Origin of the sequence: Gluconacetobacter johannae (assembly GCF_014174305.1) — a bacterium.
Lineage (GTDB): Bacteria > Pseudomonadota > Alphaproteobacteria > Acetobacterales > Acetobacteraceae > Gluconacetobacter > Gluconacetobacter johannae.
Window position 1 is genome coordinate 55,423 of the sequence record NZ_JABEQH010000006.1, and the last position, 26,423, is coordinate 81,845.

The following is a 26,423-nucleotide window of genomic DNA, read 5'->3' on the forward strand; positions in this document are numbered from 1 at the left end:
GATCTCCCCCGCGTCTTCGGCAGTCTCGTTATCACGCCTCCGCGACAAGCCAATGAAATTTCCATTTAGAAACCGCCTTTGGCAATGCGGCCGGCCGCGCCGGATGGCCCCTGCCCGCCCGATCAGGTCGCGGCCGGCGCCGTCGGTGGAGTCGAAGGGAAGACGACGCCGAACAATGCACCAGGGCGGATATCCTGTTTCCTGGTCTCGGATATCGTCAAAGTCGCATTGTGCAGCCGCAGGATGGCCGAGACAAGACTGAGGCCCAGGCCGCTGCCCGGCACATGCCGGCTCTTGTCCGAACGATAGAACCGGTTGAGCACCGCCTGGCGTTCCTCCGGCAGGATGCCGATGCCGGTATCCGCGATCTCCAGCCGCGCGCCGTCGCCCTGCCGCACCGTCGCCAGCGTCACCTCGCCACCGGGATCGGTAAATTTGATGGCGTTGTCGATAAGGTTGGCCAGAACCTCGATCAGCAGGTCGCGGTCGCCATAGACCGGAACCGGCCCCGTGGAGGGCAGAAGGTCGAGGCGGATCTGCTTGGCCTCGGCAATCGGTTCGTAGAGATCGACGATATCCGCCGCGATCTCGTTCAGCTCAACGACTGCGAAACCGACCCGGCGGCGCGCGTTGTCGATCTCCCCTATCCGCAGCAGGGCTGTTATGATCGAGAAGCATTGGTCGAGATCGTCGATCGCTCGCCCGACGACCGCGCGCAGGTCGTCGGCCGACAGCCTGCCGCCCAGGGCGCGATCCAGCCGCGCGCGCACGCGCGCCAGCGGCGTACGCAGGTCATGCGCGATGTCGTTCCCGACATCGCGGATTTCGTCCATCAGATGTTCCAGCCGATCGAGCATGCGGTTCACACTGCCGGCCAGGCGCTGCATCTCGTCCCGCCCGCGCCCCGAGGGCAGGCGTTCGTGCATGTCGCCCTCCATGATGCGGTCGATCGCCTCATGCATCACCGTGACCCGCGCCAGCGCCCGGTGGCTGAGCACGATGCCGGTCATCAGCGCGAACAGCACCGTCGGCACGATCGACACCAGCAGCGAATGCCGCATCATCAGCCGCAGTTCGTCCAGCATGTGCAGCCCGCGCGCAAGCACCAGAATCCGCTCGCCGCCCACCGGAATGGCCAGGATACGCAGGACATAGGGGGCGTCCTCGGTCGGCCAGACCGTCAGCTCGTGCACCCGCCCGTCGGCGTACAGCCCCTTCGGCCACACGCGCAGGTCGCCGGCGACATAGCGATGCGACATGTCGAACAGCCCGGCCTCGTTGATGACGACGCGCAGGTCGTCGGTCGCGCGCTCGCGGATCTTGTGCTCCAGGTCCTGCGCGGTTTCACGCGACAGCAGGTCGGCCTCACGGTGCAGCAGGGCGTCCGACCGCCGGAACTCGAACGTCTTGGTCTGGCTGTAGCCCAGCGAGAACTGCAGCGCCGCCGTGCCGATCATGGCCGCGACCACCGCCAGCGTCAGGCGGAAGGTCGCCGTCCGGAAGACTTCACTCAGAAGCACGCAGCATGAACCCCGTGCCGCGGATGCTCTGGATCAGCGGCGGCCCGCCGGGCTCGTCGATCTTGCGGCGCAGCTTGCCGATATGCACGTCCACCAGGTTAGTCTGCGGGATGAAGCGGTAATTCCACACATCCTCCAGCAGCATGTTGCGCGTCAGCACCTGGTTCGGCCGCCGCATGAGATATTCCAGCAGCCGGAATTCGCGCGGCAGCAGCTCGATCTCCACCCCGTCGCGGATCACCGTGCGCTCGATCAGGTCCATGGTCAGCGGGCCCACGCGCAGCATCGTCTCGCGCGTGTTGTTGGGCCGGCGCATCAGCGCCTCCAGCCGCGCGGCCAGTTCCTCCATCGCGAAGGGCTTGGTCAGGTAGTCGTCGCCGCCGGCCTTCAGCCCGCTGACCCGGTCATCGACCGCCGACAGGGCGGACAGCACCAGCACAGGGGTGGCGACCTGCCGTTCGCGCAGGGTTTCGATCAGGGTCAGCCCGTCCATCTCGGGCAGCATGCGATCGACGATCATCACGTCGAATCCCCCCGCGACGCCGATCGACAGGCCGTCCGGCCCGGTCGCCGCGTGCTGGACCCGAAAGCCACGGCTTTCCAGTTCCTCGGCGACTTCCTGGGCGATCTTGCCGTCATCCTCCACAAGCAGGACACGGGGTCCGGCCGCCTTGCCGGCGCCCGATTCCGTCTCGACGTCGTCCTGATCTGACCTGGAAGAAGCGTTCATGGTCCGCACAGACATGGCCTTACCCCCTGTCCTCCGCCATTAAATTCCGTTTCACCGCCCCGGCGCGCCGTCCTCCGCCCCGCCCAGGGGCAGGTCGGCCGTCGCGTCCGACGATCCGGCGTCCTCCGGCACCGCCCCGATGCCGTCCAGGCCACGCAGTTGCCGGGCCACCGCCCGAGTCCTGTACCGGGCCTCGTCGATCGACGAAGACATGGTCGATGCGTTGCGCGCCAGCTTTTCCAGCACGCCGTCCATCTTGATCATCTCCTGCCGGGTCGCGCCCAGCAGGCGGGCGATGCCGTCGGTGCGCTCCTCCAGCGCCAGGGTAACATACCCCAGATGGATCGTCCGCAGCAGGGCCGGCAGCAGCCCCGGCCCCATGACGATCACCCGGCAGGTCCGCCCGATTTCGTCCAGCAGCCCGGGGCTGCGCGCCACCTCGGCATACAGCCCGTCGGTGGGCAGATACAGCACGGCGAATTCCACCGTCACCGGCGGGACGATGTATTTCGACGCGATCTTCCGCGCCTCGATCCGCAGGGTGGTGTCCAGCGCACGCCGCGCGGCGCGCTCGGCCTGGGGGTCCACCCGCTCCACCGCGTCCAGCAGGCGTTCGTACGCCTCGGTCGGGAATTTCGAATCGATGGCCAGAAGCGGCGGCGTCGTCGCCTTGACCGGCATCCGCACCGCGAATTCCACCACTTCCGCGCTGCCCTCGCGCAGGCGGCAGTTGGCCAGGTAAGCCCCCGCCGGCAGCACGTCCTCCAGGATGGCGCGCAACTGCGCCTCGCCCCAGCCGCCGCGCGTCTTGACGTTGGAAAACAGGCGCTTGAGGTCGCCGATCTGCGCCGTCATCGCCGTGACCTCGCCCATCGCCTTCTGCATCGCGCCGAACTGTTCCAGCACCCGCTGGAACGAGGTCTGCATCTGGCGCTCCACGGCCTCGTGCAGGCGTTCGTCGACGGCGGCGCGGATCGCCTCGGTCTGGCGGGCGCTGGCCTCGGCCATGTCGCGCAGGGCTTCGGCCTGGCCGACCCGGGCCTCGGCCAGTTCGCGGCCGACCGATTGCGCGATGGCGCCCAGCCGGTCCGCCGTCTCCATCCGTCCCTGCTCCAGCCGCGCGGCCAGCACGCGCTCGATGTCCGTCAGGCGCGCGCGCAGGGCCTCGCCGTCGGCCATGCGGGCGGCGCCCTCGCGCTCCAGCATGACGTACATCCGCGCCAGCAGGTCGGCCTCGCCGTCCTCACGGCCGCCACCCGCGCGACGACGCAACAGCAGGGCCGCCGACAGCACCCCGGCGGCGACCAGGACCAGCAGCCCCAGTTGCAGCCCGGCCGCCCCGGATCCGAACGCCTCCGGCATCGCCTTCCCCTTTCTCCCGCAGGTGTGATCCGCCGCCCGTCCATGGCGCGGATACCGGGCGGGTAAACTCCGCCCCCGGCACTTTGGCAACCCGCCGCGTGATGCTATCAAGGTCGGATACGCGCCGTGTAACGGCCGAACGGCATGAGCGGGCCACCGCCCCGCCCCCATGCCGACGGGGGCGGGACGACAGGACCGCCCCAGGGGAAGACCATCGCCATGCACCTGTCCAGCACGCCGGACGACGCCCCGAAGCCCCTTTATCGCAGCCTGTATGTCCAGGTGATCGTCGGCGTGGTGGCCGGAATCCTGCTGGGCCATTTCTGGCCCGCGACGGGCGCGCAGATGAAGCCCCTGGGCGACGGGTTCATCCGGCTGGTCAAGATGGTGATCTCGCCGGTCATCTTCCTGACCGTGGTGACGGGCGTCGCCGGCCTGTCGGACCTGGGCCGCGCCGGGCGGCTGGCCGGCAAGGCGATGCTGTATTTCCTGGCGTTCTCGACCCTGGCGCTGGTGGTCGGCATGGTCGTGGCCAATATCGTCCGTCCGGGGGCCGGCCTGCATGTCGATCCGGCCGCGCTGGACAGCCGCGCGGTGGCGGAGTACGCGGCGAAGGCGCACGACCATTCCTTCAGCCTGTTCGTGCTGCACATCATCCCCGACACCACCGTCAGCGCCTTCACCTCGGGCGAGATCCTCCAGGTGCTGCTGATCGCCATCCTGTTCAGCATCAGCCTGTCGCGCATGGGCGCGCGGGGCCAGGCGGTGCTGGACCTGTTCCGCCAGTTGACCGAACTGGTCTTCGGCGTCGTCCGGCTGGTGATGCTGGCCGCCCCCATCGGGGCCTTCGGCGCCATGGCGTTCACCATCGGGCGGTTCGGCATCGGCTCGGTCATCGACCTGGCCCTGCTGGTGGGCACGTTCTACGCCACGTCGGCGCTGTTCGTGCTGGTGATCCTGGGCGGCGTCGCGCGCTACAACGGGTTCCGGATCCTGCCGCTGCTGGCCTATCTGCGTGAGGAACTGCTGATCGTGCTGGGCACCAGTTCGTCGGAATCCGCGCTGCCGACCCTGATGTCGAAGCTGGAGGCCGCCGGATGCGCCCCTTCCGTCGTGGGTCTGGTGGTGCCGATGGGATATTCCTTCAACCTCGACGGCACCAACATCTACATGTCGCTCGCCGCCCTGTTCATCGCGCAGGCCACGGGGGTGCATCTGGGACTGGGGCAGCAGGTCGCCCTGCTGCTGGTGGCGATGATAAGTTCCAAGGGCGCGGCGGGGGTGACCGGCGCGGGCTTCATCACCCTGGCGGCGACGCTGGCCGTGGTGCCCGACGTGCCGGTCGGCGGCATGGCGCTGATCCTGGGCGTGGACCGTTTCATGTCCGAATGCCGGTCGCTGACGAACATCGTGGGCAACGCCGTCGCCGCCATCGTGCTGGCCCGCTGGGAAAACGAACTGGACGGCCCGATGCTCGCGCACGCGCTGTCGGGCCGTCGCACGCCCCCGCCGAACGCCGGCATAACGCGGTCGACACAAGCGGCATCCGTCTGATACCCGGAACGAAATCACCCGTCCCGCGCGCCGTGGCGCCTTCGGACCAACGCCGCTTCACAGACACAGGGGCGCCCCGTCGGCGCACCCCCCAGACGGACCGCATCCATGGATTCAGCCCCGACGCCCAGTCTTTCCGACACCCCCTTCATGACGACGGCGCAGCGCCTGCGCGGCATCGTGGCGGGGTCGTCGGGCAATCTGATCGAATATTACGACTGGTACGTCTATTCGGCGTTTTCGCTCTATTTCGCCCGGGCCTTCTTCCCCCAGGGCGACATGACCGCGCAGTTGCTCAACACCGCCGCGATCTTCGCCGTGGGCTTCCTGATGCGGCCGATCGGCGGGTGGCTGATGGGCATCCTGGCCGACCGCTACGGCCGGCGCACGGCGCTGAGCGTCTCCATCCTGGCGATGTGCGCGGGGTCGGCGATGATCGTCGTCTGCCCGGGCTATGACCGGATCGGGGTCGCCGCCCCGATCGTCCTGGTCGTGGCGCGGCTGATCCAGGGGGTCAGCCTGGGCGGGGAATACGGCGCCAGCGCCACCTACCTGTCCGAGGTCGCGCCGGCGGCCCATCGCGGATTCTATTCCAGCTTCCAGTACGTGACGCTGGTCATGGGGCAACTGCTGGCGCTGGTCGTCCTTCTGGTCATGCAGTTCGTCCTGCTGACGCCGGCCCAGATCAGCGACTGGGGCTGGCGCGTGCCGTTCGGCATCGGCGCCCTGCTGTCGGTCTCGGTCTTCTGGTTCCGCCGGTCGATGCATGAAAGCGCGCAATTCACCCGCGCCCGCGCGTCCGGCGAGAAAGGCGGCCTGAAAATCCTGTCGCGCTACCGGCGCGAGATCCTGACGGTCTGCGGCCTGACCCTGGGCGGCACGGTGTCGTTCTACACCTACACGATCTACATGCAGAAATACCTGGTCAACACGGTCGGCCTGTCGCGCGAGCAATCGACCCTGGTGTCCGCCACCGCGCTGCTGGTCTTCGCGCTGGCCCAACCGGCGTTCGGCGCACTGTCCGACCGGGTGGGGCGCCGCGTGCTGCTGATCGCGTTCGGGGTGCTGGGCACGTTCGGCACGGTGCCGCTGATGCACGCGCTGTCCGGCGCCCGGGGCATCCTGCCGGCCTTCGCGCTGGTCACGCTGGCGCTGATGGCGGTGTCGACGTACACCTCGATCAACGCGGTGGTGAAGGCCGAGCAGTTTCCCACCCGCGTCCGCGCGCTGGGCGTCGCCTTCCCCTATGCGCTGACCGTCTCGCTGTTCGGGGGAACGGCCGAATATATCGCGCTATGGTGCAAGCAGGCGGGGCACGAGGAGTGGTTCTACTGGTACGTATCGGCCTGCGCGCTGTGTTCGCTGCTGACGGCCCTGTTCCTGCTGGACAGCCGGACACGGATCGAGGCCGAGGACGCGGCCTGAGCCGGATGGAACGCTGGCCCACCCACGCCGATTGGCTATAGTGTTATCAAACGGTCCGGACCTTCGCCTGCATGCCCATTTCCGCGTTTCCCCCCGGCCCGACCATAGCGCTTCTCTGCCTTCTCATCGCCTTTCTCTGCGGCATCGTCCGCCGGTATCATCCCGAACCCGCCCTGCGCCTGCTCAGCCTGGGGGCACTTGTCGGCGCGATCGGCATGCCCGTGCTGATTATGCGCCCTTCGGTCCCCGAGCTTGTGGCCATTTCGGTCGGAGACAGCCTCGTCCTGCTGGCGCTGGCGCTGTTCTGGCAATCGGTCATGCGGCTTTACGGCCGTCCGCTTTCCCGCTGGGGCCTCGCGGCGGCGCCACTGCTGTGGCTGACGTTCTGCACGGCCGCGCCCTTTCGCCGATCGTTCGAGCTGCGCGTCGAAACCGCGATGGTGCTGGTCGGCGCGCTGGTTTTCCTGCCCCTTCTCCAGTTGCTGCGGGTCCCGCGGGAAACGAAATCGCACCAGGCGCTGATCGTCGTCGGCAGCTTTCATATCGCCTGCTGCGCCGTCCGTGGCGTCCTGACGGCCCTCCCCGAACTGGTCCGCTGGCAGTCTGTCGCCACGACGATCATGCCGTTCGAGATGATGTCCTACGTCATCCTGTGGCCGGGCTTCATGCTGACGCTGGTCGCCGAACGCGCGGTCCTTCAGGCGCGGGCCATGGCCCTTCACGACGACATGACGGGCGTGATGAACCGGCGGGGCTTCTGGCAGGCCGCCGAAACCCTGCCGCAACGCGGCCTGCTGCTGTTCGATATCGACCATTTCAAACGCATCAACGATACCTACGGACATGCGTCCGGCGACAACGTCATCCGGCATTTCAGCCGGATCGCCACGGCCACGCTCGGCGCGGACGTGGTCTTCGGCCGGATCGGCGGCGAGGAATTCGCCGCCGCCTTCAGCGGCCTTTCGCCCGAGGCATTGCGCGCCCATGGCGAACGCGTCCGCATCGCCTTCGCCACGGCGGCGCGGGCCCACGACATCGCGGCAACCGTCAGCGCCGGCCTCGCCACCCCGGCCACCCCCGACCTGCCGCTGGGCGACCAGATGGCGATTGCCGACTGGGCGCTCTACCGCGCCAAACGCCTGGGCCGCAACCGCGTGGAAGGCCCTCCCACGGAAGACCCCACCGTTCCGGGCGGATACGGCGCGAAACCCGACCCGGCGTCGCGCCCTACTGCACCAGCCGCCGCATCACGCCAGGCAGGAAGACTGAGAACGGATTGACATGCAGCGCGGGCTCGTTCATCGCGCCGCTGACCACGAAGGTCGCCGCCAGCAGCCCGCCCCCCTTCTCGGGACTGAGCAGCCGCCCGACGCCGGGCATATGGCCGGGGATGGCGTTGACCGCGAAGGCCGGCACGATCGTGCCCTTCAGGTCCAGCCGCCCGCGATCCAGGTCCACCGCCCCCTGCAGCGTGACGCCCAGCGACGCGTTGCCGGCCTGGCCGTCGTGGATGGACAGGATGCCATCGCGGAACGTCAGCGGCAGCGACACCCGGTCGACCAGGAAGCCCCCCGCGCGCGGCGCCTGCATCCAGCCATAGATCGAGGCATTGTTCGCCAGCCGCACCGCATCGGGCGCCTTATGCATCATGATGGGGTCCATCGTCAGCATGCCGGAAAACGGCGCCGACGGCTGACGGTCGTCGAACACCCCCTGAAGGGTCGTCCGACCACCGCTGAACCGCTCCGTCAGGCCGACCTGGCGCAGGATCCGGCCCAGGTCCTGCACGCTGGCCCACAGATGCCGGCCGTCGGCCTCGGGCGTCAGGATCGCCGTGGCCGGCGACGGGCCGGCCATCGAGAACCGCATCCGCGTCAGGCGGACGCCGTTATCCTCCAGATACGCCCGGACGCCCTGAAGGGCGTCCTCGCCGCTGTAATAGAGCGTGCCGGCTTCGGCGTCGATCACCCAGCGACGGCCCGGCGGGCCATGGATCCGCCCCGACGCGGCCTCGGGCATGTGATAGCCGGCGGGGGTATCGCCCTTCGACGTCGCCGGGTCGGACGCCAGCAACGGCGACAGATCGAGCACCGGCGCATGGATGGCGACCCGGATCGGGTCGCGCGGCCCGGCGGGAATGCCCACCGTGGCGTCGCCCCGCGACCGGCCGACGCGGAACCCCCGCAGCACCAGGCGACTGGCCTGCCCGTCGGTCACGTTCGCCCGCCCCTCGACCGACAGCTCCGGCCCCGTCGCACGAATGGCCTCGACCGACGAAAGACGCGCCTGGTCGAGGCCCAGCCGCACCGACGCATGCGCGGCCTGCCCCCGCGCCTTGCGCCACACCGGAATGGTCAGGGCGGCGTCGTCCAGGTTCAGGTTCAGGTCGATCCGTCCAGCACCGCCGGGGAACCGGTCGTACGCGACGTCCAGCTCGGCGCTGCCCTCGAAACGCTGCCCGAAGGTCAGGCCGGTGCGTGCCGCATCCTCGGGCGTGATATGGGCCCGCACCCGCGCGCTTTCGGTCGTGCGGACCGCAGGCCCGGTCCGGAAATCCATGCTGTAGGAAATCGTCGCGGGCACCCCGCCCAGCCGCCCGTTCCCCCGCAGGGTCAACCCTTCGGTGGTGGCGTCGATGGCCAGCCGTCCGTCATCCAGCCCCCGTCCCAGCACCACCTTGCCCAGATGGACGCGGGTGATGTCGGCATGGGTGTCCAGCCTGATCTCGGCCACCTTGACATGGGCCGTCAGGGGCAGGGCCAGATGCAGCCCGATCCGCGCCTGCCCCGACGGCTGGCTGAAGCCCAGCGGATGACGCGACAGCAGGTGCAGCCGCGGTTCGGCCAGCAGGGCCAGCACATCGCGGGCATTGCCGCGCAGGGTCGTCGAGATATCGCCGACCTGGTCCTTCAGCAGCAGGCCGTCGATACGCATGTGCCCGGGCCCGACCGCGACCCGGCCGGTGCCGGTCGCATCCACGTTGCGGCCGGTGCGCTCCACCAGCTGGACCCCATGGTCGAAGGCGATCGACAGCGAATCCGGCCCGTCGAAGACCAGGCTGGCATCCAGCCCGTGCATCGGCGCGATCGGCCGCAGCCAGTGCACGTCCAGCCCCGATCCGTTCAGCCCGCCGCCCAGCGCGACCAGGCGTAGCCCGCGCCAGCCGGTGCGCCCCTGCAACCCGACCGAGACATGCAGGTCGGACGCCGCGCCGCGCGTGATGTTGCGCGTCACCCACAGCCGCGCGCCCTTCGCCGCCCCGGCCGGCCAGTACTGGCCAAGGGTGGCGAAATCCAGGGCCGGAATGCCGGCCGAAAGCGCGATCCGCACCGGCCCCGTCCCGGTCAGGGACGCGGCGTCCAGCACGCCGCCGGCCCGCAGCACCGGGCCGCTGGCCGGCAGGTCCGGATGGTCCGGCGCCCGCAGTTGCGCCACCAGTTCCTCAAGACGGACCGTGGCCGGCCCGGCCAGCGGTCCGGCGGGCGACGGGGCGAACGTGGCCGACAGATGCGCGTGGCCGCCCTCCAGCAGCAGGTACCCGCCCTGGCCGCTGTCGATGCGACCGGCCCCGGCATCCAGCCGCAGCTCCGCAGTGCCGGGGCGCATCGTCCAACCCGGCCCGTCGGCGCGCAGATGCACCGTTCCGTCCAGGCCAAGCGGCAGGTCGATGGCCGACAGCGCCGGCGCGAAGGCGGCGAACGCGGACAGGGCGACCGGCGTCGCCGAGACGCGCCAGCCGACCCCGCCGGCCTCGGGCCGCCCCTCCGCCCGCACCACGGCGCGCGCGCCCGCCTCCGGCCCCGATATCCCCACGGACGCCCGGCCGGTCAGCCCCAGATGGCCCGCCATCCATTCCGTCCGTACATCCGCCGCGATGCCGTCCAGCCGCCAGCCGCCGGCCCGTGCGTCCGCCAGCGTGACCACCCCGTCCGCGATCGTCAGGCGCCCGATCCGCGCCGGGTCCACCGGCAGGCCGCCCCCTTTGTCATCCGGCGGCGTGGCCGGCCCCAGATCCAGCGCGACCGACCCATCGGCCCGCCGCCGCAGCGCCAGGCGCACCGCGGACAACGCGATCGTCAGCGGCGCGACCCGCCCATGGACCAGCGCCGCGCCGGCCAGCACCACCCGCGCGGACCCGATCCGGTCGGCCACCACCCCGTCGGCCCGCAGCAGGCGCAGTCCGTCGGCCGAAAGATCGACCGGCGCGGCCAGCCCCCCATGCAGGACGTCCCACCCGATCCGCACCCGCGCCGCGTCCAGCCGGGCCGCCGCCGGACGCCCCGCGTCCCCGGGCACGATCGTCGCCGGCAAGGCCAGCCGGGCCAGCGGCGTGACATCCATCGGCCCCATGGACAGGCGCAGCCCCAGGACAGCAAGCCCCACGACCGGAAGCGCCGCCACCGCCCCCGCCACCATCGGCAGGATGCGCCGGCGCCGGCCACCGCCGGCCGGCGCGCCTTGACCCGATGTCGCCATGCCGTTCACGGTACGCACCCGAGCGCCGAAAACACCGCGCCGCCGACCGCCATGCCCCCCGCCAAGCCCGAAAACGGATCATGCCCCCACCGACGACACCCTCCGCCCCCACCCGGACGGACAGCCCCTGGACCGACCGCCCCTGGCCCGAGCCCGCCGACCCCCGCGGCGCCGCATTGCTGCTGGAGGACCTGCGCGAGATCTGGACGGAGCACGGCCTGGATCCCGACCGGCTGCGCGCGCCGGGGGTGGAGCGCCTGCTGGCGGCCCTGGGCGGCAACAGCCCCTATTTGGCCGGCCTGGTCCGGCGCGACCCCGAACCGTTCGCCCGCCTGCTGGCCGACGGGCCGGACCACGCGATGGCCGCCATCCTGGACCATCTGGCGTCCCTGACCCCGCGCGACAGCCGCGCCGACATCGCCGCGACGCTGCGCGCCGCCAAGCGCCAGGCCGCGCTGGCCATCGCGCTGGCGGATATCGGGGGCCTGTGGACGCTGGAGCAGGTGACGCTGTCCCTCAGCCGCCTGGCGGAAGGCGCGCTGGATGCCGCCGTCAGGCATCTGCTGCGCTCGGCGCACGATACGGGGCAGATCGTCCTGCGCGACCCCAATCGCCCCGCGCGCGGCAGCGGCTTCGTCGTCCTGGCGATGGGAAAGCTCGGCGCGCGGGAACTGAACTACTCCTCGGATATCGACCTGATCGTCCTGTACGATCCGGACTGTCATCCCGGGCACGAGGATCTGCGCCGGATCTTCATCCGCATGACTAGCGATCTTGTCGGCCTGATGGAAGCGCGCGATGCCGATGGCTACGTCTTTCGCACCGACCTGCGCCTGCGCCCCGACCCCTCGGCGACGCCGCCCGCCATCCCCTTCCCCGCGGGCATCGTCTATTACGAAAGCCTGGGCCAGACCTGGGAACGCGCGGCGATGACCAAGGCCCGCCCCGTCGCCGGCGACATCGCCGCCGGCCGACGCTTCCTGCGCGCGATCCAGCCCTTCGTCTGGCGCCGCCATCTGGATTTCGTGGTCATCGACGACCTGCACGACATGAAGGCGCGCATCGACCGGCACCGCAACGCCGGGCGCGCCGGCCTGTCGCAGCTGACCGACCACACCGTCCACGACCCCGGACAGGCCCGCGACTGGCTGCTGGGCCACGACCTTAAACTGGGCCAGGGCGGCATCCGCGAGGTCGAGTTCGTGGCCCAGGCGCTGCAACTGGTCTGGGGCGGCCGCAAGCCCGAACTGCGCGACCCCACCACGCTGGGCGCGCTGCGGCGGCTGGTGCGCTCGGGCCTGATTCCCCGCGCCGAGGGCGAAAGCCTGGCGCGGACCTACCGCATGCTGCGCCGGGCGGAACATCGGTTGCAGATGCAGGCCGACCACCAGACCCACCGCCTGCCGCCCACGCGCGAGGCCTTCGACGCCTTCGCCGTGTTCATGGAGGAAGCAGGCGGCCGGGCGCTGGCGGCCATGATGCTGCCGATCATGCAGGACTCGCGCCGGATCTTCGAAGGCCAGTTCGCCGAACCCGGCGGCCCCGGCCCCTCGGTCGACCCCGAGGCCGAGGACCTGGCCGACCATCTGGCGGCGGCCGGCTTCGCCCCGGCCGATATCCCTCCCGCCCTGGCCCTGCTGCAACGATGGAGCGGCAATCGCCTGCGGGCCCTGCGCTCCAACCGGGCGCACATCCTGCTGCGGCGGCTGTTGCCGGCCCTGCTGGCCCGCTTCAGCCGGCAGCGCGACCCGCTGACCTGCCTGCGGCGGTTCGACGCCATGCTCGCCCGGCAATGGGCGGGCGTGCAGTTCCTGTCGCTGCTGGAGCGCAACCCGGCCCTGATCGACCGCATCGCGACCATCCTGGACGGCTCGCCCTTCCTGGCGGACCATCTGGCCGAAACCCCGGCGGCGCTGGACGGCCTGCTGGACAGCGCGACCGAAGACGAGGACGGGGGCAGCGAGGTGTCCGCCCCCCAGCTGGTGCGCCAGCACGTCGCCCGCGCCACCTCGACCGAGCAGTTGCTGCCCATCCTGCGCGGGCTGGTGCGGGGCGAGGAATTCCGCCTGTCCAGCGCGCGGCTGGAAGGGCGGATGGACATCGACCCGGCCAGCCGGGCGCGCACCGACATGGCCGACGCCGTGATTCGTGGCCTGCTGAAGACCGTGACGGCCGAACACCGCCGGCGACACGGGCGCGTGCCCGGCGGGGCCATGGCGGTCATGGCGCTGGGCAAGGCGGGATCGCGCGAGATGATGCCGGGGTCGGACCTGGACCTGATGCTGGTGTTCGACCATCCGGACGACGTGACCGAAAGCGTCCTGCCCCGGCGCGGCGCGGCCGGGGATGGCGGCCTGCCGCCGCGTCCGCTGCCGGTGGGGCAATATTTCGTCCGGCTGGCGCACGCCTTCATCGGCGCGCTGACCGCGCCGGGGCCGGAAGGGCCGCTGTACGAGGTCGATATGCGGCTGCGGCCGTCGGGTTCCAAGGGGCCGGTCGCGGTCTCGCTGGCCGCGTTTCGACGCTATCACGCCGAAAGCGCCTGGACGTGGGAACGCATGGCCCTGACCCGCGCGCGGGTGGTGGCCGGACCGCCCGCCCTGGTCCGCACCCTCCGCGCGGCCATCAACGTCGCGCTGGACGGCCCCCCTCGGACGACCCAGGCCCGGACGGCCAAGGCCCGCAGGACGATCCTGGAGGACGCGCGGGCGATGCGCGAACGCCTCGCGCGGGACCTTCCCTCCACCGGCCCATGGGATATCCGGCGCCGGCCCGGCGGCCTGACGGACGTCGAATTCATCGCACAGGCCCTGCAACTGGTGGCCGGCGCCCCCACGGCGCGCGATCCGTCCACGCGGGTGGCGCTGCGGCGCCTGGCCCGGCAAGGCGAGCTGGACCCGGCCTGCGCCCGCCTGCTGGCGCAGGCCGATCATGACTGGCGGTCGGTGCAGAGCATGCTAAGAATCCTGTTCGGGCCACGCCCACCCGTCGATCCGGTCGCAGCGACCTCGCCCGCCACGGCCGAGATCCTGCTGCGGGTGGTCGGGGCCGGCACCGTGGACGCGGCGCTGGACCTGATGGATCGCCGCGCCCAGGCGGTACGGGCGGCCTTCACGCATCTGATCGGCCCGATCTGAACGATTCGGCCCGCCCTTGACGGAGACCACGCATGCCGGACACCGAACTCCCGATTTTTCCCGCCCCCCGCGCGCCGGTGCCGGATTTCGACATGCCCGCCAGCCGCAACCGGCATGTCAGCCTGGCCGGCATGCGCGGCCGGCCGTTCATCCTGTATTTCTATCCCAAGGCCAGCACGCCGGGGTGCACCACCGAGGCCTGCGGGTTCCAGGAAGCGCTCAACGCCCTGGGCGCCACCGGGATCCCGGTCATCGGCGTCTCGCGCGACGCGATGAAGGCCATCGACAAATTCGCCGACGCCCAGGGGCTGGACTTCCCGCTGGCCTCCGACACCACCGGCACGGTGACCGAAGCCTATGGCGTCTGGGGCGAGAAATCCCTGTATGGCCGGACCTATATGGGCGTCGAGCGCGCCACTTTCCTGATCGACGCACAGGGCCGGCTGGTGCGGGCCTGGCGCAAGGTCAAGGTCACCGGCCATGTGGCCGAGGTGATGAAGGCGGCCGAGGCCGCCTGACCCCGGCGCGCCCTGGGAAATCAGTAGCCCGGATAGGCGTAGCCGTAGGGCGCGGCATAAACGGGCGGCGGAGGCGGCGGCGGGGCATAGGCCTGCTGCTGCTCCGCGATCGCCATGCCGGCCGCGCCGATCAGCGCGCCGCCCACCAGGCCGCCGACAAAGGCGCCGCCCGGGCCGTAGCCCCGATGATAATAGCCCGGCCCCGGACCGCCCCATCCGCGACCGCCGCCGCCATGCCAGCCACGGTCGCGCCACCCATGGTCATGCCACCCGTGATCGCGCCACCCACCATGGTCCCGCCAATCCGCATGGGCGGCCGGGGCCGCGGCCGCAAGGCAGCCCGTCACGACCGGAACCGCCAGCAGGAAACGTGCGATCTTGTGCATGTCAAAACCCTTCTCGCTGCGCGGAGGGGGGCCTGCACAGGCCCGGCCAATCCCCCGCTTCACCAGCAAGACAACATGACCCACATGGCGATTTGCGGGCGGCTTCGCCTTTTTCCGGTCACAAAACATCCGGGGCGTTTCCCCTACGGGTGAGCGGCCCGCACCTCGGTCAGCCCGTCGGGAATCGCGAACACCGGGTCGGGCTGCGCCACCCGCGCCAGGCTGTCGGCCTGGACCAGGACACGACCGTCCCGGACGACCTGCAGCATGACCCCGTCATCGGTGTAGCAGACGTCGCTGGCGCGCCCGTCGGTGTCGGTGGCGTGCCACACGATGCAGGGCTGGCCCGCCACGACCATCGACGGCCCCCGCGCCCAGACGCCCGCCGCCCGCTGGCCGGGCGCCGACAGCGCCGGCCCCGGCGCGGGGATGGTCGTGCGGGCCCGATGGGCCATGTCCACGACCGTCAGCAGGCGCGTGCGATAATCGGTGACCATGAACGTCGCCGACCCCTCGGGATCGACGCGCTGGCGCTGCTGCTGCCCGGACCAGCGCATGCGCTGGCGCACCTGCGGCCGCGACGGATCGGGCGAGGCCATCACATAGGTCACGTCGACATCGTGCTGCGGCGTCACGAAAGGCGCGTCGTCGGCCGCGTGCGCCGCCCAGGCCACGCTCAACACGCCGGCCAGCACCCCCGCCAGGGGGGCGCGCAGGGCTGCGGTCATCCGCCCGAACGCACCATGCCGCCAGTCACCGCCTGGCCGCCGCCGATCCCGGGCGAGGGCGCCACGCGGCGGCGCGTCACCTGCTGGTAATCCGCGGGCGGCTGGAAGATCGTGGAGGCGATGGGGCCATAGACCACTTTCGTCGCCTCCAGCCGCCCCTTCATGCCGTCGCCATCCACGCCGTCTTCCCGCAGGATCACGCCGTCATCGGTCACGCAGGCGGTGGCCGATCCCCGGCCCGAGGCCACGCCCCATTCCGTGCAGGGCACCCCGGCCACCTGCGCCGCGCCCTTGCGCGTGAACTGCATCGACAGGTCCAGCAGGAACGGGTTGCGGATGCCGTACTGCGCGTCCAGCCGGGTATAGACCTTCTGCCTGTTCAGCACGATCGTCACCTGCCGCGCCGCGCGATCCAGGATGGTCGACCCCGCGCCCTCGGGGCTGTCCAGCCGCATCATGCCGCCATTGGCGGTGAACCAGGCCTGCACGCTCTTGGGCGACGGCGCGCCCTCGGGCTGCACGCTGTATTCGACCTGCACATCGCGCGTGGGCGCCAGCGGCGGATGGGCGGCAGCGGCCTCGCCCCCCTCCTGGGCGCGCGCGGGCAGGGCCATGCCCCCCGTCGCGGCCGCGAACGCCAGCCCGGATGTCGCCAGCGTCGCGATCGCCAGCCCCGATATCGGCCGGCGGCGGCCCGTCGATGGAACGGTCATGGTCGTGCTCCCTTTTCACTCTGTTCGTTTTCTGCCCGGCCCGGCCGGCCCGGCGCCGTCGTCCTGCCGCCCGTCGGCGCGCATACGCACGATTTCCTGCCGGATGGCGGCGGCATGGCTGTCGTCCGGCCAGGCCGCCGGATGCGCCAGGGCCTGCGCCAGCCGCTGCTTGTACCGCCAGGACGGAATTTCCAGGCCCCCGAAGCGCGCAAGATGTTCCGTCCCGAACTGCGTATCCAGCAGGGTGTATCCGCCCACGCGCAGCCGCGCCACCAGCTCCACCAGCGCGGCTTTCGACGCATCGCGGCACCGGCTGAACATGCTTTCACCGAAAAACGCGCCACCGATGGCGACGCCGTACAGCCCGCCCACCAGTTCGCCGTCCCGCCAGCTTTCGACGCTGTGGGCATAGCCCATGGCGTGCAACTCGCAGAACAGGCGGACGATCTCGTCATTGATCCAGGTCTTCTCCCGCCCCGGGGCCGGGGCGGCGCAGGCGCGGATCGTGGCCGCGAAATCGCGGTCGGCCACGACCGTGAACGACTCGGACAGCACGGTCCGCAACAGCCGGCGCGGCGCATGGAACCCGTCCAGCGGCAGGATGCCGCGCATGTCGGGATCGTACCAGTCCAGCTCCGTGGCGCCGGCATCCGGCGCCATCGGGAACAGGCCGATGGAATAGGCCCGGATCATCATCTCGGGCGTGATCGTGGCTGCGTCTCCCTTGCCCATGCGTCCCGTACCATCCCCCCGGCGCCGCGTCGCCATGACCGCTGGACACGTCCCGCCAATAATCCGATCCTGATAAAGGAGCGAGATAAACCGCATCTGTCAAAAGAGGTTCCCGAATGCCCGACACGCGTCCCCGCCTGATTCGCACCCAGCGCATGCCCACAGCCGTCGCCCGGCGGATCGAACGGGATTTCGATGCCCCGCCCGAGCCCGACCACAAGCTGACATCCGACGAACTGGTCGCCCTGGCGCAGGAATTCCGGCCGCATGCGGTGATGGTGACCAGCAGCACCCCGGTTTCGGCGGCGACCGTCGCCGCCCTGCCCGACAGCGTGCGCGTCATCGCCACCGTCAGCGTCGGCACCGACCATCTGGACGGCCCGGCCATCGCCGCGCGCGGCCTGGCGCTGACCTATACGCCCGACGTGCTGACCGACTGCAACGCCGACCTGGCGATCATGCTGATCCTGGCGGCGGCGCGCCGGGGGGCGGAATACCTGTCGATCATGCACGACGGCTGGGGCCGGAACCTGGGGATGGAGGAACTGCTGGGCGTCCGCGTCACCGGCAAGACGCTGGGCATCATCGGCATGGGGCGGATCGGGCGGGCGGTCGCCCGGCGCGCCCGTGGATTCGACATGAACATCCTCTATTCCAACCGCCGCCGCCTGGCGCCGGAGCTGGAAGAAGGCGCGACCTATTTCGCCGACATCCGCGACATGCTGCCGCACTGCGATATCCTGAGCCTGCACATGCCCGGCGGCGCCACGCCCATCATCACCGCCGAAACGCTGGCCCTGCTGCCCAGGGGGGCGATCTTCGTCAACGCGGCCCGCGGCAGCCTGGTGGACGAGGATGCGCTGATCGCGGCGCTGACCGACGGCCACCTGGCCGCCGCCGGCCTGGACGTCTATCGCAACGAACCCCATCCCGACCGGCGCTTCCTGGCCCTGCCGAACGTGTTCCTGACCCCGCACATGGGCAGCGCCACGGTCGAGACCCGGACCGACATGGGCATGCTGGCGCTCGACAATATCGACGCGGTCCTGTCCGGCCGGCCGGCCGTCACCCCGGTCCCGGCCTGAACCGGAGGCCCCGCCATGCCGCCCCGCATCACCTTCCTGCTGGCCTGCCTGGGCGGCGGCCTGCTGGCGGTCCTGACCGCCCTCGTCGCCCCCCATTACGCCCGGGCGGCGCAGATCCTGTGCCTGTTCTATGTGGCGGCCGCCATCTTCGTCTCGCTCCGGATCCTGCTGCGCCCCGAGGCCTGACCCCGCCGGCGCGGGCGGATCAGAATGCCGGGTTCACCAGCCCGGCACGCAGCGTTTCGGCGGTGCGGCGCACCTCCGGCCCATGCTCGCGCTCCAGCCGGCGAATGGTGAAATGGGCGCGGGCCAGCGCGCGGTAATGGGACAGGAACGCGGCGTTCAGCGACGCCCCGCACAGCGCGCCGGCCACCGGCATCATCTGCAGCGCCAGCTTGCGCGACAGGCCCAGGCCGTAATGCGAGGCCACCTCGGAAATCAGCATCACGACCGGCCGGCCACGCAGCAGCGCCCGCGCCGAAAAATAGCCCAGTTCGCTTTCCTCGTCGGTCGCGGCGACGGGGAAGGCGCGCAGGGCGAAGACCTCCAGGCAGGCCCGGCGCGCCTCGGGCGTCGACAGGTCCTCGCCCTCCTCGCGGGCGATGCGCGCGATCTCGCGCATGATCGTCAGCGTGGTGAATCCGATGTCGGGGACCAGCCCCACCAGCCCCGCGAATCCGCCCACCGCACCCGACACGGTCACGGCGGCCTGCACCGCCGGCCCGCGCCATGGCGGCGTCGGTACATGCGCGACCGGCATGTCGTCCGGGGCGCGCATGCCCACGATCGCCACGTCGAAGGCGCGCGACACCGCCGTTTCCGCAATGCCCTTCAGCTTGGCCTGCAGGCCCGGCGCCATGCCGATGCCCCGCAGGCCCAGCCGCGCCGCCTGCCCGACCGCCCCGCCCATCAGGTCGGCCAGCCGGACCAGCACCCCACGTCCCGATTCGACCTGTTCAAGGGCACGCTGCAGCTCGGCAATCGCCGGAGCGTCCAGCACCAGGGGGGCCAGTTCGGCCCCGGTTCGTGTGGTCATTCCCATGCCCTCCCACCAGTCCGCCGGCCGCGCCCGCCGGGGCGGGCGGCGTGTCGGCGGATACACAATTCTCCGTCAATCGGAACGGAACCCGTGTTTTCCATCATATTACCCCTCCCGCCAATGCGTTGCCACGCCGTATATGGTCGAAATGCAGGGCCGCCATGTTCATGGGGCGACCGATGGCCACGGGCGGCCTCCCGACCGACGCACTCCTGCCCTGAGGAGACCGCGCGTTGACCGGGACACTCCACCGCCCTTCCCTAAGGCCGAACGCAAGGAGAGATCCGATGGACGCATTCATTGCCGCACGGCTTCCCGGACGCACCGGCCTGATGGCCGGCGCGCTGCTCTCCATGACCCTGCTGGCCGGGGGGGCGCTTGCCGCGCCGCCCGCCCCGCGCCATGCGGACGACGCCCTGTCGGCCCCGATCCATTCCACCCTGGGCAATACCACGCCCGCGCCGGCCGCCCCGGAGAACGCCGAGGCCCCGCCGCCGCCCGACGGCTACCAGGTCGTGCAGGACGAGGACGTCAGCGCCCAGGCCTACAGCCCCGCCGTGACCGCCGTCGGCGGCCCCGGCCTGCCGTCGATCGAAGCCCGGCAAACCCCGCGTGAGCCCAATTCCGTCCCGTCGCATTTCAGCGTCTTCGGCGTGCCGGTCAAATTCAACGCGCCGGTGACGCCCCCCTATAACGCGGCGTTCACCTATTCGACCTACGCGGGGCAGCCCGGCCGCGGATGGGACGCGGTCGGCGCGGAAGGCGCGGCCGGGCAGCCCTGACCCGGCGTCAGGCCGCCGCCCAGCCGCCCATCCGGCACAGATGCGCCCAATGCGCGTCCGAAACCGGCACGACCGACAGCCGCGACTGCCGCACCAGGGCCAGGTCGGCCAGCGCCGGGTCGGCCTTGATCGCCGCCAGGGTCACGGGATGGGGCATCGGCCCCACCGCGCGCACATCGACGCAGATCCACCCCCCCGACTCGGCCGTGGGGTCGGGATAGGCCTCGCGGACGATCTCGACCACGCCCACGATCTCCTTGCCGATGTTCGAATGATAGAAAAACGCCAGGTCCCCGCATTTCATGGTCATCATGTTGCGCTTGGCCTGATGGTTGCGGACGCCCGTCCAGGGCTCCACCCCATGGGCCACCTGTTCGTCCCACGAGAACGCATCGGGTTCGGACTTCACCAGCCAGTGCGCCATGGCCCCTATTCCACCAGCGCGCCGTCGCGAAACACCGGGCGGTACGCCCGGATCACCACGCTTTCAAAGACGTCGGCGCGGGCATAGGGGTCGCTGGCGGCGAACCCCTCGGCCGCCGCGCGGTCCGCCACGTCCACCAGCAGCAGGCTGCCGCCGGGCCGGCCGTCGAGGTTCAGCAGCGGGCCGGCCTGCACGATCCGGTCCTGATAGGCCGACAGATAGGCCAGATGCTGCGCCCGGGTGGCAAGCCGCGTGTCCAGCGCCCCCGGCTTGTCGGTGCAGATGATCGCGAAAAGCATGAAGAATACCCTCGTCCAGAATGACCGGCGGGTCCGCCGGGTGAACAATCTGCCATGAGCAGCAGAGGCCGTGCCTTTCTTCGCATGATAGTGTAGGAGCGGAAAGCGGATCGCCCTTTCCGTCGCCCGACGACGCATTTGCCAGGAGCCTTCCGCCGACGCGGAGGGATCGGAACCGTCTTGAACGCTACCCACAGCCTGGTCGCACGCACGGGCGCCGTCTTTCACCGTTACGCCAATCCCGGACGCTTCCTTCGGCTGGGCGCGCGCCTGCAACCGTGGCTGACCTGGCCGGCGCTGGCGCTGTCCATCGCCGGCATCGTGTGGGGCCTGTTCTTCTCGCCCGCCGACTGGCAGCAGGGCGACAGCGTGCGGATCATGTATGTCCATGTGCCTGCCGCGTGGCTGGCCTCGTCGGGCTATGCGGGCCTGGCGGTGTGCTCGCTGCTGTCGCTGGTGTGGCGCCATCCGCTGGCCGACCTGGCGGCGGTGGAAATCGGGCCGGTCGGCGCGGCCATTACCGCCGTCTGCCTGGCCACCGGGTCGCTGTGGGGCAAGCCGATGTGGGGGACATGGTGGGTGTGGGACGCGCGCCTGACCTCGGTCCTGGTCCTGTTCTTCCTGTATCTGGGCCATATCGCGCTGATCCGCGCGTTCGACGAGCCGCAGCGGGGCTATCGCGCCGCCGCCATCCTGGGGCTGGCCGGCGCGGTCGACCTGCCCATCATCAAATTCAGCGTGCAGTGGTGGAACACCCTGCACCAGCCGGACAGCATCACCCTGACCGGCGCGCCGACCATGTCCACCGCCATGCTGTGGCCGCTGCTGGTCTGCACGCTGGGCTTCACCCTGGGCTTCGCCGCCATCGTGGTGGCCCGCCTGCGCGCGGCCGTGATGGAAAGCCGCATCCGCGCGGCCCTGTCGGCGCGGCGCGGACGCGGGCGCGCGGCACCCGATAGCGCGCATGACAGCGACGTTCCCGGCGGGGCCGTCGCATGAGCATGACCCACCTGCCGTACATCGCCGCCGCCTACGGCCTGACCATCGGCCTGGCCGTGCTGCTGGGCGCGACCGCCGCCCTGCGGCTGCGCCGGGCCCGCGCGCGGCTGGCCGCGATCGACCGCCCGGCCCGGGCCGGACGAGGGGAGAACCGATGACCCGCAAGACACGACGGCTGTGGCTGGCCTGCGCGTGCCTGATGGGCCTGGGCTCGGCCACGGCGCTGACGCTGAACGCCTTTTCGTCCAACATCGTCTTCTTCATGGCCCCGTCGCAGATCCGCGCGAAACCGCCCGCGCCGGACCGGACGGTCCGCCTGGGCGGCATGGTGGTCGCGGGTTCGGTCCGCCGGCAGACGGTGCGGGATACGCCGGTCGCGCTGTTCGACGTCACCGACGGGCAGGCCGCGGTAACCGTCCGCTACGAAGGCATCCTGCCCGACCTGTTCCGCGAGGGGCAGAGCGTCGTCGCCATCGGCACGGCCGGCCCCGACGGCGCCTTCCACGCGTCCGAGGTCCTGGCCAAGCACGACGAGACCTACATGCCCAAGGAAGTCGCCGAGGCCCTGCGCCGCAGCGGCAAGTGGGATCCGCGCTACGGCAAGGCCCCCGACGCGGCAAGCTGGGACACGATGACGGTCCGCGACGCCCGCAGGGACGCAGCCAGCCCCCAGCATGGAAGCTGATCGAACATGAGTCCGGAACTCGGAAATTTCGCGCTGGCCCTGGCCTGCTGCCTGGCCGGCGCGCAGGCCGTGCTGCCGCTGATCGGGGCGCAGCGGCGCGACCCGCGCCTGATGGCGATGGCCCCCGCCCTGGCGGTGGGGCAGTTGCTGGCGCTTCTGACGTCGTTCGCCTGCCTGGTCAATGCCGCGATCGGCGACGATTTCTCGGTCCAGAACGTGGCCGCCAACAGCGCGGTCGCCAAGCCGCTGCTGTACAAGATCACCGGCGTCTGGGGTAACCACGAGGGCTCGATCCTGCTGTGGGCGCTCATACTGGGGGTCTGCGGCGGGGCGGTGGCGCTGTTCGGCCGCAACCTGCCGTCCGCCCTGCGGGCACGGGTCATCGCGGTGCTGGGCGGGGTGTCGGCGGGCTTCCTGCTGTTCTGCCTGACGACGTCGAACCCCTTCGACCGGGTCTGGCCCGCGCCGCTGGACGGCCAGGGCATGAACCCCCTGCTGCAGGACCCCGGCCTGGCGTTCCATCCGCCCATTCTCTACACCGGCTACGTCGGTTTCGCCGTGCCCTTCGCCTTCGCCATCGCCGCCCTGATCGAGGGCCGTGTCGATGCGGCCTGGGGCCGGTGGGTCCGCCCGTGGGCGGTCGCGGCCTGGTGCTTCCTGACCTGCGGCATCGCACTGGGGTCGTGGTGGTCGTACTATGTGCTGGGCTGGGGCGGCTACTGGTTCTGGGACCCGGTGGAAAACGCCTCGCTGATCCCGTGGCTGACGGGCACGGCGCTGGTCCATTCGGCCATCGTGGTCGAAAAGCGCGAGGCGCTGAAGATCTGGACGGTCCTGCTGGCCATCGGCACCTTCTCCTTCTCGCTGTCGGGCACGTTCCTGGTGCGGTCGGGCATCCTCAACTCCGTGCATGCCTTCGCCAACGACCCCGCGCGCGGCGTGTTCATCCTGGGCCTGCTGGCGCTGGTCATCGGCGGGTCGCTGCTGCTGTTCGCCATCCGTGCGCCGGCGCTGACCGCGGGCGGCATGTTCGCCCCGGTGTCGCGCGAAGGGCTGCTGGTGCTGAACAACATCCTGCTCTGCTCGATCTGCGCGGTGGTGCTGACGGGCACGATGTATCCGCCCTTCATGTCGCTGCTGTTCGGCAAGACCATTTCGGTAGGCAAGCCGTTCTTCGACGCCACCGCCGCCCCGCTGGCCATTCCGCTTCTGGCCTTCATGGGGTTCGGGCCGATGATGCCGTGGAAGCGCGCGCAGTTCTGGCCGGTGCTGCGCCGCCTGTGGTGGGCGGGCCTGCTGACGGCGGCGGCGTTCGCCCTGGCGGCCTGGCGCATCCGCGACATCCTGCCCCTGCTGGCCGCGACGTTCGCCGTGTGGGTCATCGCCGGCAGCGCCGCCGACATCGCCGAACGCATCCGCCTGTTCCGCCTGCCGCTGGGCCAGAGCCTGCATCGCGCGCGCCTGCTGCCGCGCGCGGCCCTGGGCGCCGCGCTGGCCCATGCCGGCGTGGGCGTCAGCGTGCTGGGGCTGGCCGCGATGTCGCAGGCCGCCCACAAGATCGTCGAGGTCCGCGTGGGCCAGACCGAGATGCTGGCCGGCGACGCCTGGACCCTGACCGACGTCCATTCCGCCCCCGGCCCGAACTATACCTCGCTGATCGCGACGATCGAGGTCCGGCACGACGGCCGCCTGGTCACGGTGCTGCATCCCTCCAAACGGACCTTCGCCAGCCAGAACCAGACGACGACCGAGGTCGCGATCCACACCAACCTGCTGTCCGACCTGTATGGCGTGCTGGGCGACCGGCACGGCACGGATGCCGACCCCACCTATGTCCTGCGCCTGCATTACAACCCGCTGGCGCCCTGGATGTGGCTGGGCGGCCTTGTCATGGCGATGGGCGGGGCATTGTCGCTGTCCGACCGGCGGATGCGCGTCGGCGCCCCCCGCCGCGCCCGCCTCGCCGGACTGGTGGCCGCGCGATGAGCGATACCGCTGCCCCCCGCCCTGCTTCGACCACCCGCCGCCGGGTGCTGATGGCGGCCCCGCTGGTCGTCGCCGGCGCGGCGGGCGTGGGGTTCTGGCGCATGCTGTCGGGCATGACGCAGGGCTCGTTCGACCCGCATGACATCCATGTGCCGGTGCTCGATCGTCCGGTCCCCGACTTCGCCCTGCCGGACCAGGCGCCCGGCCAGGGGTTCGGCGCCGCCGACCTGCGCGCGCTGACCCGGCCGGTGCTGGTGAATTTCTTCGCATCGTGGTGTATCCCCTGCGTCGCCGAAATGCCGGTGCTGAACGCGCTGAAGGACCGGCTGCCCATCTGGGGCATCGCCTACAAGGACAAGCCCGACAATGCGGCGGGCTTCGTCCGGCGCGCCGGCAACCCCTATGCCCGCATCGCCGGCGACCTGCCCGGCCTGACCGCGATCGACTGGGGCGTGTCGGGCGTGCCGGAATCCTTCCTGATCGGGCCGGGAGGGGTCATCCGCTGGCACACCGCCGCCCCCCTGGGCGAGGACACCATCCACGACACGCTGCTGCCCCTGGCCGCGAGCCTGACGCGATGACGCCCCGTACCGCGCGCGCCCGCACCCTGTTCGTCCTGACGCTGCTGGCCGGCCTGTCCCCGCTGGCGGCGGCGGCGGTGGACGATCCGTCGGAAATGCTGCCCGACCCCCGGCAGGAAGCCCGGGCCGAGGCCATCGGCGCGCAGTTGCGCTGCCTGGTCTGCCAGAACGAGTCGATCGAGGACAGCGGCGCCGACCTGGCCCGCGACCTGCGCCACGTGGTGCGCGACCATGTGGCCAGGGGCGAGTCCGACCGGCAGATCATGGACTGGATGGTCGGGCGCTACGGCAATTTCATCCGGCTGCGTCCCCCGCTGACGGCCGGCACGCTGCTGCTGTGGGTCATGCCGGTGCTGGCGCTGCTGGTGGGTGCGGGGGCGGCCTTCCTGTCCTTCCGGCGTCCCCGCACCGCCACCCCGGCGCCCCTGACCGACGCCGAACGCGCGCGCCTGTCCGACCTGACCCGACCGCGCTGAGCATCCGTTTGACAACGCGCGCGCGGGCCATCGAACTGATTCTGGGACCGAGATGATCTGGATTGGCTTCTTCCTGCTGAGTACGCTTGCGCTGCTGCCCGCCATCGCCGTCTTCCGGCGCACGGCCCGCCTGCGCGACGAGCGCGAGACCGCGCTCGTCCTGCACCGCGCACGGCTGGCGGAGCTGGACCGCGACATGCAGGATGGGCTGATCGCACCGACCGAGCACGCGGGTGCGGCCCTTGAAATCCAGCGCCGCCTGCTGGCCGTCGACGCGGCCGAGGCCCGCGGCGCCGGGCGGGGCATCCCCGGCCCGGTCGTGGCCGGGGCGCTGCTGCTGGTCCCGCTGTCGGCCCTGGGGCTGTATCTGGCCTGTGGCCATCCGTCGCTGCCGGCCCAGCCCCTGGCCCCCCGCCTGGCGGAAATCCGCAGGCAGGACCACCGCAGCGACGAACTGCTGGCGCAACTGCGCGCCGGCCTGGCGCGCATGCCGGCCGACGACCCGAACCGGTACCGTGGCTACCTGCTGCTGGGCCAGGCCGAGGCCGCGCGCGCCCATTACGCCGACGCCGCCGCCGCATGGCGCCAGGCCATCGACATCCAGTTCGATCCCGAGGTCGCGGCCCGCACGGCCGAAGCCCAGACGCTGGCCGACGGCCGGGTCACCTCCGACACCGCGTCACTGTTCCGCCGCGCCCTGGACGCGGCGCCCGCCGACGCGCCGTGGCGCATGGCGGCCGAACAGCGCATCGCCCAGTCCGAACATCAATAAGTCCGAGTATCGTA

General features: G+C 71.0%; 26 protein-coding genes. 15 read left to right on the forward strand and 11 right to left on the reverse strand.

Annotated elements, in window-relative coordinates; translation table 11 throughout:
* Positions 1–122 precede the first annotated feature (122 nt).
* From HLH21_RS05495 to HLH21_RS05505, 3 genes are read right to left on the reverse strand one after another with little or no spacing between them, the layout of a single operon-like run.
* The gene (locus tag HLH21_RS05495; RefSeq protein ID WP_182942128.1) at positions 123–1,520 is read right to left on the reverse strand and encodes a sensor histidine kinase; all 1,398 of its coding nucleotides are present in this window, start codon (positions 1,518–1,520) and stop codon (positions 123–125) included.
* Positions 1,507–2,250: a response regulator transcription factor gene (locus HLH21_RS05500; protein WP_182942337.1), complete on the reverse strand. Its 744-nt coding sequence runs from the start codon at positions 2,248–2,250 to the stop codon at positions 1,507–1,509. Before HLH21_RS05500 ends, HLH21_RS05495 begins: the two co-directional genes overlap by 14 nt.
* A 51-nt stretch (positions 2,251–2,301) precedes the next feature.
* Positions 2,302–3,612, reverse strand: a complete 1,311-nt coding sequence (locus HLH21_RS05505; protein WP_182942130.1) for a DNA recombination protein RmuC — start codon at positions 3,610–3,612, stop codon at positions 2,302–2,304.
* Positions 3,613–3,831: 219 nt separating this feature from the next.
* Between HLH21_RS05505 and HLH21_RS05510 the strand changes: the two genes are divergently transcribed.
* The 3 genes from HLH21_RS05510 to HLH21_RS05520 all read left to right on the forward strand — a co-directional run bounded on the left by HLH21_RS05510 (position 3,832) and on the right by HLH21_RS05520 (position 7,871).
* Entirely contained in the window at positions 3,832–5,166 is a 1,335-nt protein-coding gene (locus HLH21_RS05510; RefSeq protein WP_182942339.1) for a dicarboxylate/amino acid:cation symporter, read from the forward strand.
* A gap of 150 nt (positions 5,167–5,316) precedes the next feature.
* Positions 5,317–6,591, forward strand: a complete 1,275-nt coding sequence (locus tag HLH21_RS05515) for an MFS transporter (protein WP_182942341.1) — start codon at positions 5,317–5,319, stop codon at positions 6,589–6,591.
* Between the two features lie 71 nt (positions 6,592–6,662).
* Positions 6,663–7,871 carry a GGDEF domain-containing protein gene (locus HLH21_RS05520; RefSeq protein WP_182942132.1) on the forward strand — a complete coding sequence of 403 codons (1,209 nt, stop codon included), beginning with the start codon at positions 6,663–6,665 and terminating at the stop codon, positions 7,869–7,871.
* Here HLH21_RS05520 and HLH21_RS05525 read toward each other — a convergent pair.
* On the reverse strand, positions 7,819–11,067 hold the full coding sequence (locus HLH21_RS05525; protein ID WP_182942134.1) for an AsmA-like C-terminal region-containing protein: 3,249 nt from the start codon (positions 11,065–11,067) through the stop codon (positions 7,819–7,821). The genes HLH21_RS05520 and HLH21_RS05525 overlap by 53 nt on opposite strands.
* 80 nt (positions 11,068–11,147) lie before the next feature.
* On the opposite strand from HLH21_RS05525, the gene HLH21_RS05530 reads away from it, so the two are divergent.
* Both HLH21_RS05530 and HLH21_RS05535 read left to right on the forward strand, forming a co-directional pair.
* Entirely contained in the window at positions 11,148–14,204 is a 3,057-nt protein-coding gene (locus HLH21_RS05530; protein WP_182942136.1) for a bifunctional [glutamine synthetase] adenylyltransferase/[glutamine synthetase]-adenylyl-L-tyrosine phosphorylase, read from the forward strand.
* A gap of 32 nt (positions 14,205–14,236) precedes the next feature.
* Positions 14,237–14,722 (forward strand): peroxiredoxin, encoded by a 486-nt coding sequence (locus HLH21_RS05535; RefSeq protein ID WP_182942138.1) that lies wholly within the window; start codon positions 14,237–14,239, stop codon positions 14,720–14,722.
* Positions 14,723–14,742: 20 nt separating this feature from the next.
* Here HLH21_RS05535 and HLH21_RS05540 read toward each other — a convergent pair whose 3' ends face one another.
* The 4 genes from HLH21_RS05540 to aat form a co-directional block, all read right to left on the reverse strand.
* Positions 14,743–15,108, reverse strand: coding sequence for a hypothetical protein (locus tag HLH21_RS05540; RefSeq protein WP_182942140.1), 366 nt, complete (start codon positions 15,106–15,108; stop codon positions 14,743–14,745).
* A gap of 143 nt (positions 15,109–15,251) precedes the next feature.
* Entirely contained in the window at positions 15,252–15,836 is a 585-nt protein-coding gene (locus HLH21_RS05545; RefSeq protein WP_182942142.1) for a hypothetical protein, read from the reverse strand.
* A complete protein-coding gene (locus HLH21_RS05550) occupies positions 15,833–16,549 on the reverse strand; it encodes a hypothetical protein (protein ID WP_373319676.1) in 717 nt (238 codons plus the stop codon). The genes HLH21_RS05545 and HLH21_RS05550 overlap by 4 nt, the downstream gene beginning before the upstream one ends.
* Before the next feature lie 15 nt (positions 16,550–16,564).
* Entirely contained in the window at positions 16,565–17,281 is a 717-nt protein-coding gene (gene aat, locus HLH21_RS05555; protein WP_182942143.1) for a leucyl/phenylalanyl-tRNA--protein transferase, read from the reverse strand.
* 116 nt (positions 17,282–17,397) lie between these two features.
* Here aat and HLH21_RS05560 point away from each other — a divergent pair, with 116 nt between their 5' ends.
* Both HLH21_RS05560 and HLH21_RS05565 read left to right on the forward strand, forming a co-directional pair.
* Positions 17,398–18,366: a 2-hydroxyacid dehydrogenase gene (locus tag HLH21_RS05560; protein WP_182942145.1), complete on the forward strand. Its 969-nt coding sequence runs from the start codon at positions 17,398–17,400 to the stop codon at positions 18,364–18,366.
* Between the two features lie 15 nt (positions 18,367–18,381).
* The gene (locus HLH21_RS05565; protein ID WP_182942147.1) at positions 18,382–18,552 is read left to right on the forward strand and encodes a hypothetical protein; all 171 of its coding nucleotides are present in this window, start codon (positions 18,382–18,384) and stop codon (positions 18,550–18,552) included.
* Positions 18,553–18,571: 19 nt separating this feature from the next.
* Here HLH21_RS05565 and HLH21_RS05570 read toward each other — a convergent pair whose 3' ends face one another.
* Positions 18,572–19,402: an EcsC family protein gene (locus HLH21_RS05570; protein WP_182942149.1), complete on the reverse strand. Its 831-nt coding sequence runs from the start codon at positions 19,400–19,402 to the stop codon at positions 18,572–18,574.
* 290 nt (positions 19,403–19,692) lie between these two features.
* Here HLH21_RS05570 and HLH21_RS05575 point away from each other — a divergent pair, with 290 nt between their 5' ends.
* A complete protein-coding gene (locus tag HLH21_RS05575) occupies positions 19,693–20,187 on the forward strand; it encodes a hypothetical protein (RefSeq protein ID WP_182942151.1) in 495 nt (164 codons plus the stop codon).
* A 7-nt stretch (positions 20,188–20,194) separates the two neighbouring features.
* On the opposite strand, the gene HLH21_RS05580 is transcribed toward HLH21_RS05575, so the two are convergent.
* Positions 20,195–20,611 (reverse strand): EVE domain-containing protein, encoded by a 417-nt coding sequence (locus HLH21_RS05580; protein ID WP_182942153.1) that lies wholly within the window; start codon positions 20,609–20,611, stop codon positions 20,195–20,197.
* 5 nt (positions 20,612–20,616) lie between these two features.
* On the reverse strand, positions 20,617–20,910 hold the full coding sequence (locus HLH21_RS05585) for a YciI family protein (RefSeq protein WP_182942155.1): 294 nt from the start codon (positions 20,908–20,910) through the stop codon (positions 20,617–20,619).
* A gap of 180 nt (positions 20,911–21,090) precedes the next feature.
* On the opposite strand from HLH21_RS05585, the gene HLH21_RS05590 reads away from it, so the two are divergent.
* The 7 genes from HLH21_RS05590 to ccmI are packed head-to-tail and all read left to right on the forward strand — an operon-like array spanning position 21,091 to position 26,409.
* Positions 21,091–21,909, forward strand: a complete 819-nt coding sequence (locus HLH21_RS05590) for a heme ABC transporter permease (RefSeq protein WP_182942157.1) — start codon at positions 21,091–21,093, stop codon at positions 21,907–21,909.
* A complete protein-coding gene (locus HLH21_RS05595) occupies positions 21,906–22,067 on the forward strand; it encodes a hypothetical protein (protein WP_182942371.1) in 162 nt (53 codons plus the stop codon). The genes HLH21_RS05590 and HLH21_RS05595 overlap by 4 nt, the downstream gene beginning before the upstream one ends.
* Entirely contained in the window at positions 22,064–22,594 is a 531-nt protein-coding gene (gene ccmE, locus HLH21_RS05600) for a cytochrome c maturation protein CcmE (protein ID WP_182942159.1), read from the forward strand. Before HLH21_RS05595 ends, ccmE begins: the two co-directional genes overlap by 4 nt.
* Positions 22,595–22,600: 6 nt before the next feature.
* Positions 22,601–24,580, forward strand: a complete 1,980-nt coding sequence (locus tag HLH21_RS05605) for a heme lyase CcmF/NrfE family subunit (RefSeq protein ID WP_182942160.1) — start codon at positions 22,601–22,603, stop codon at positions 24,578–24,580.
* On the forward strand, positions 24,577–25,161 hold the full coding sequence (locus tag HLH21_RS05610; protein ID WP_182942161.1) for a redoxin domain-containing protein: 585 nt from the start codon (positions 24,577–24,579) through the stop codon (positions 25,159–25,161). Before HLH21_RS05605 ends, HLH21_RS05610 begins: the two co-directional genes overlap by 4 nt.
* A complete protein-coding gene (locus tag HLH21_RS05615; RefSeq protein ID WP_182942162.1) occupies positions 25,158–25,637 on the forward strand; it encodes a cytochrome c-type biogenesis protein in 480 nt (159 codons plus the stop codon). Before HLH21_RS05610 ends, HLH21_RS05615 begins: the two co-directional genes overlap by 4 nt.
* A gap of 52 nt (positions 25,638–25,689) precedes the next feature.
* The gene (gene ccmI, locus HLH21_RS05620) at positions 25,690–26,409 is read left to right on the forward strand and encodes a c-type cytochrome biogenesis protein CcmI (protein ID WP_182942163.1); all 720 of its coding nucleotides are present in this window, start codon (positions 25,690–25,692) and stop codon (positions 26,407–26,409) included.
* The last annotated feature ends 14 nt before the right edge of the window (positions 26,410–26,423 follow it).

Excerpts from the sequence above, each read along its gene's own strand:
- HLH21_RS05500 (WP_182942337.1), bottom strand. The coding sequence starts at position 2,250 with ATGAACGCTTCTTCCAGGTCAGATCAGGACGACGTCGAGACGGAATCG.
- HLH21_RS05505 (WP_182942130.1), bottom strand. The coding sequence starts at position 3,612 with ATGCCGGAGGCGTTCGGATCCGGGGCGGCCGGGCTGCAACTGGGGCTG.
- HLH21_RS05510 (WP_182942339.1), top strand. The coding sequence starts at position 3,832 with ATGCACCTGTCCAGCACGCCGGACGACGCCCCGAAGCCCCTTTATCGC.
- HLH21_RS05515 (WP_182942341.1), top strand. The coding sequence starts at position 5,317 with ATGACGACGGCGCAGCGCCTGCGCGGCATCGTGGCGGGGTCGTCGGGC.
- HLH21_RS05520 (WP_182942132.1), top strand. The coding sequence starts at position 6,663 with ATGCCCATTTCCGCGTTTCCCCCCGGCCCGACCATAGCGCTTCTCTGC.
- HLH21_RS05525 (WP_182942134.1), bottom strand. The coding sequence starts at position 11,067 with ATGGCGACATCGGGTCAAGGCGCGCCGGCCGGCGGTGGCCGGCGCCGG.
- HLH21_RS05530 (WP_182942136.1), top strand. The coding sequence starts at position 11,148 with ATGCCCCCACCGACGACACCCTCCGCCCCCACCCGGACGGACAGCCCC.
- HLH21_RS05535 (WP_182942138.1), top strand. The coding sequence starts at position 14,237 with ATGCCGGACACCGAACTCCCGATTTTTCCCGCCCCCCGCGCGCCGGTG.
- HLH21_RS05540 (WP_182942140.1), bottom strand. The coding sequence starts at position 15,108 with ATGCACAAGATCGCACGTTTCCTGCTGGCGGTTCCGGTCGTGACGGGC.
- HLH21_RS05545 (WP_182942142.1), bottom strand. The coding sequence starts at position 15,836 with ATGACCGCAGCCCTGCGCGCCCCCCTGGCGGGGGTGCTGGCCGGCGTG.
- HLH21_RS05550 (WP_373319676.1), bottom strand. The coding sequence starts at position 16,549 with ATGACCGTTCCATCGACGGGCCGCCGCCGGCCGATATCGGGGCTGGCG.
- aat (WP_182942143.1), bottom strand. The coding sequence starts at position 17,281 with ATGGGCAAGGGAGACGCAGCCACGATCACGCCCGAGATGATGATCCGG.
- HLH21_RS05560 (WP_182942145.1), top strand. The coding sequence starts at position 17,398 with ATGCCCGACACGCGTCCCCGCCTGATTCGCACCCAGCGCATGCCCACA.
- HLH21_RS05565 (WP_182942147.1), top strand. The coding sequence starts at position 18,382 with ATGCCGCCCCGCATCACCTTCCTGCTGGCCTGCCTGGGCGGCGGCCTG.
- HLH21_RS05570 (WP_182942149.1), bottom strand. The coding sequence starts at position 19,402 with ATGACCACACGAACCGGGGCCGAACTGGCCCCCCTGGTGCTGGACGCT.
- HLH21_RS05575 (WP_182942151.1), top strand. The coding sequence starts at position 19,693 with ATGGACGCATTCATTGCCGCACGGCTTCCCGGACGCACCGGCCTGATG.
- HLH21_RS05580 (WP_182942153.1), bottom strand. The coding sequence starts at position 20,611 with ATGGCGCACTGGCTGGTGAAGTCCGAACCCGATGCGTTCTCGTGGGAC.
- HLH21_RS05585 (WP_182942155.1), bottom strand. The coding sequence starts at position 20,910 with ATGCTTTTCGCGATCATCTGCACCGACAAGCCGGGGGCGCTGGACACG.
- HLH21_RS05595 (WP_182942371.1), top strand. The coding sequence starts at position 21,906 with ATGAGCATGACCCACCTGCCGTACATCGCCGCCGCCTACGGCCTGACC.
- ccmE (WP_182942159.1), top strand. The coding sequence starts at position 22,064 with ATGACCCGCAAGACACGACGGCTGTGGCTGGCCTGCGCGTGCCTGATG.
- HLH21_RS05605 (WP_182942160.1), top strand. The coding sequence starts at position 22,601 with ATGAGTCCGGAACTCGGAAATTTCGCGCTGGCCCTGGCCTGCTGCCTG.
- HLH21_RS05610 (WP_182942161.1), top strand. The coding sequence starts at position 24,577 with ATGAGCGATACCGCTGCCCCCCGCCCTGCTTCGACCACCCGCCGCCGG.
- HLH21_RS05615 (WP_182942162.1), top strand. The coding sequence starts at position 25,158 with ATGACGCCCCGTACCGCGCGCGCCCGCACCCTGTTCGTCCTGACGCTG.
- ccmI (WP_182942163.1), top strand. The coding sequence starts at position 25,690 with ATGATCTGGATTGGCTTCTTCCTGCTGAGTACGCTTGCGCTGCTGCCC.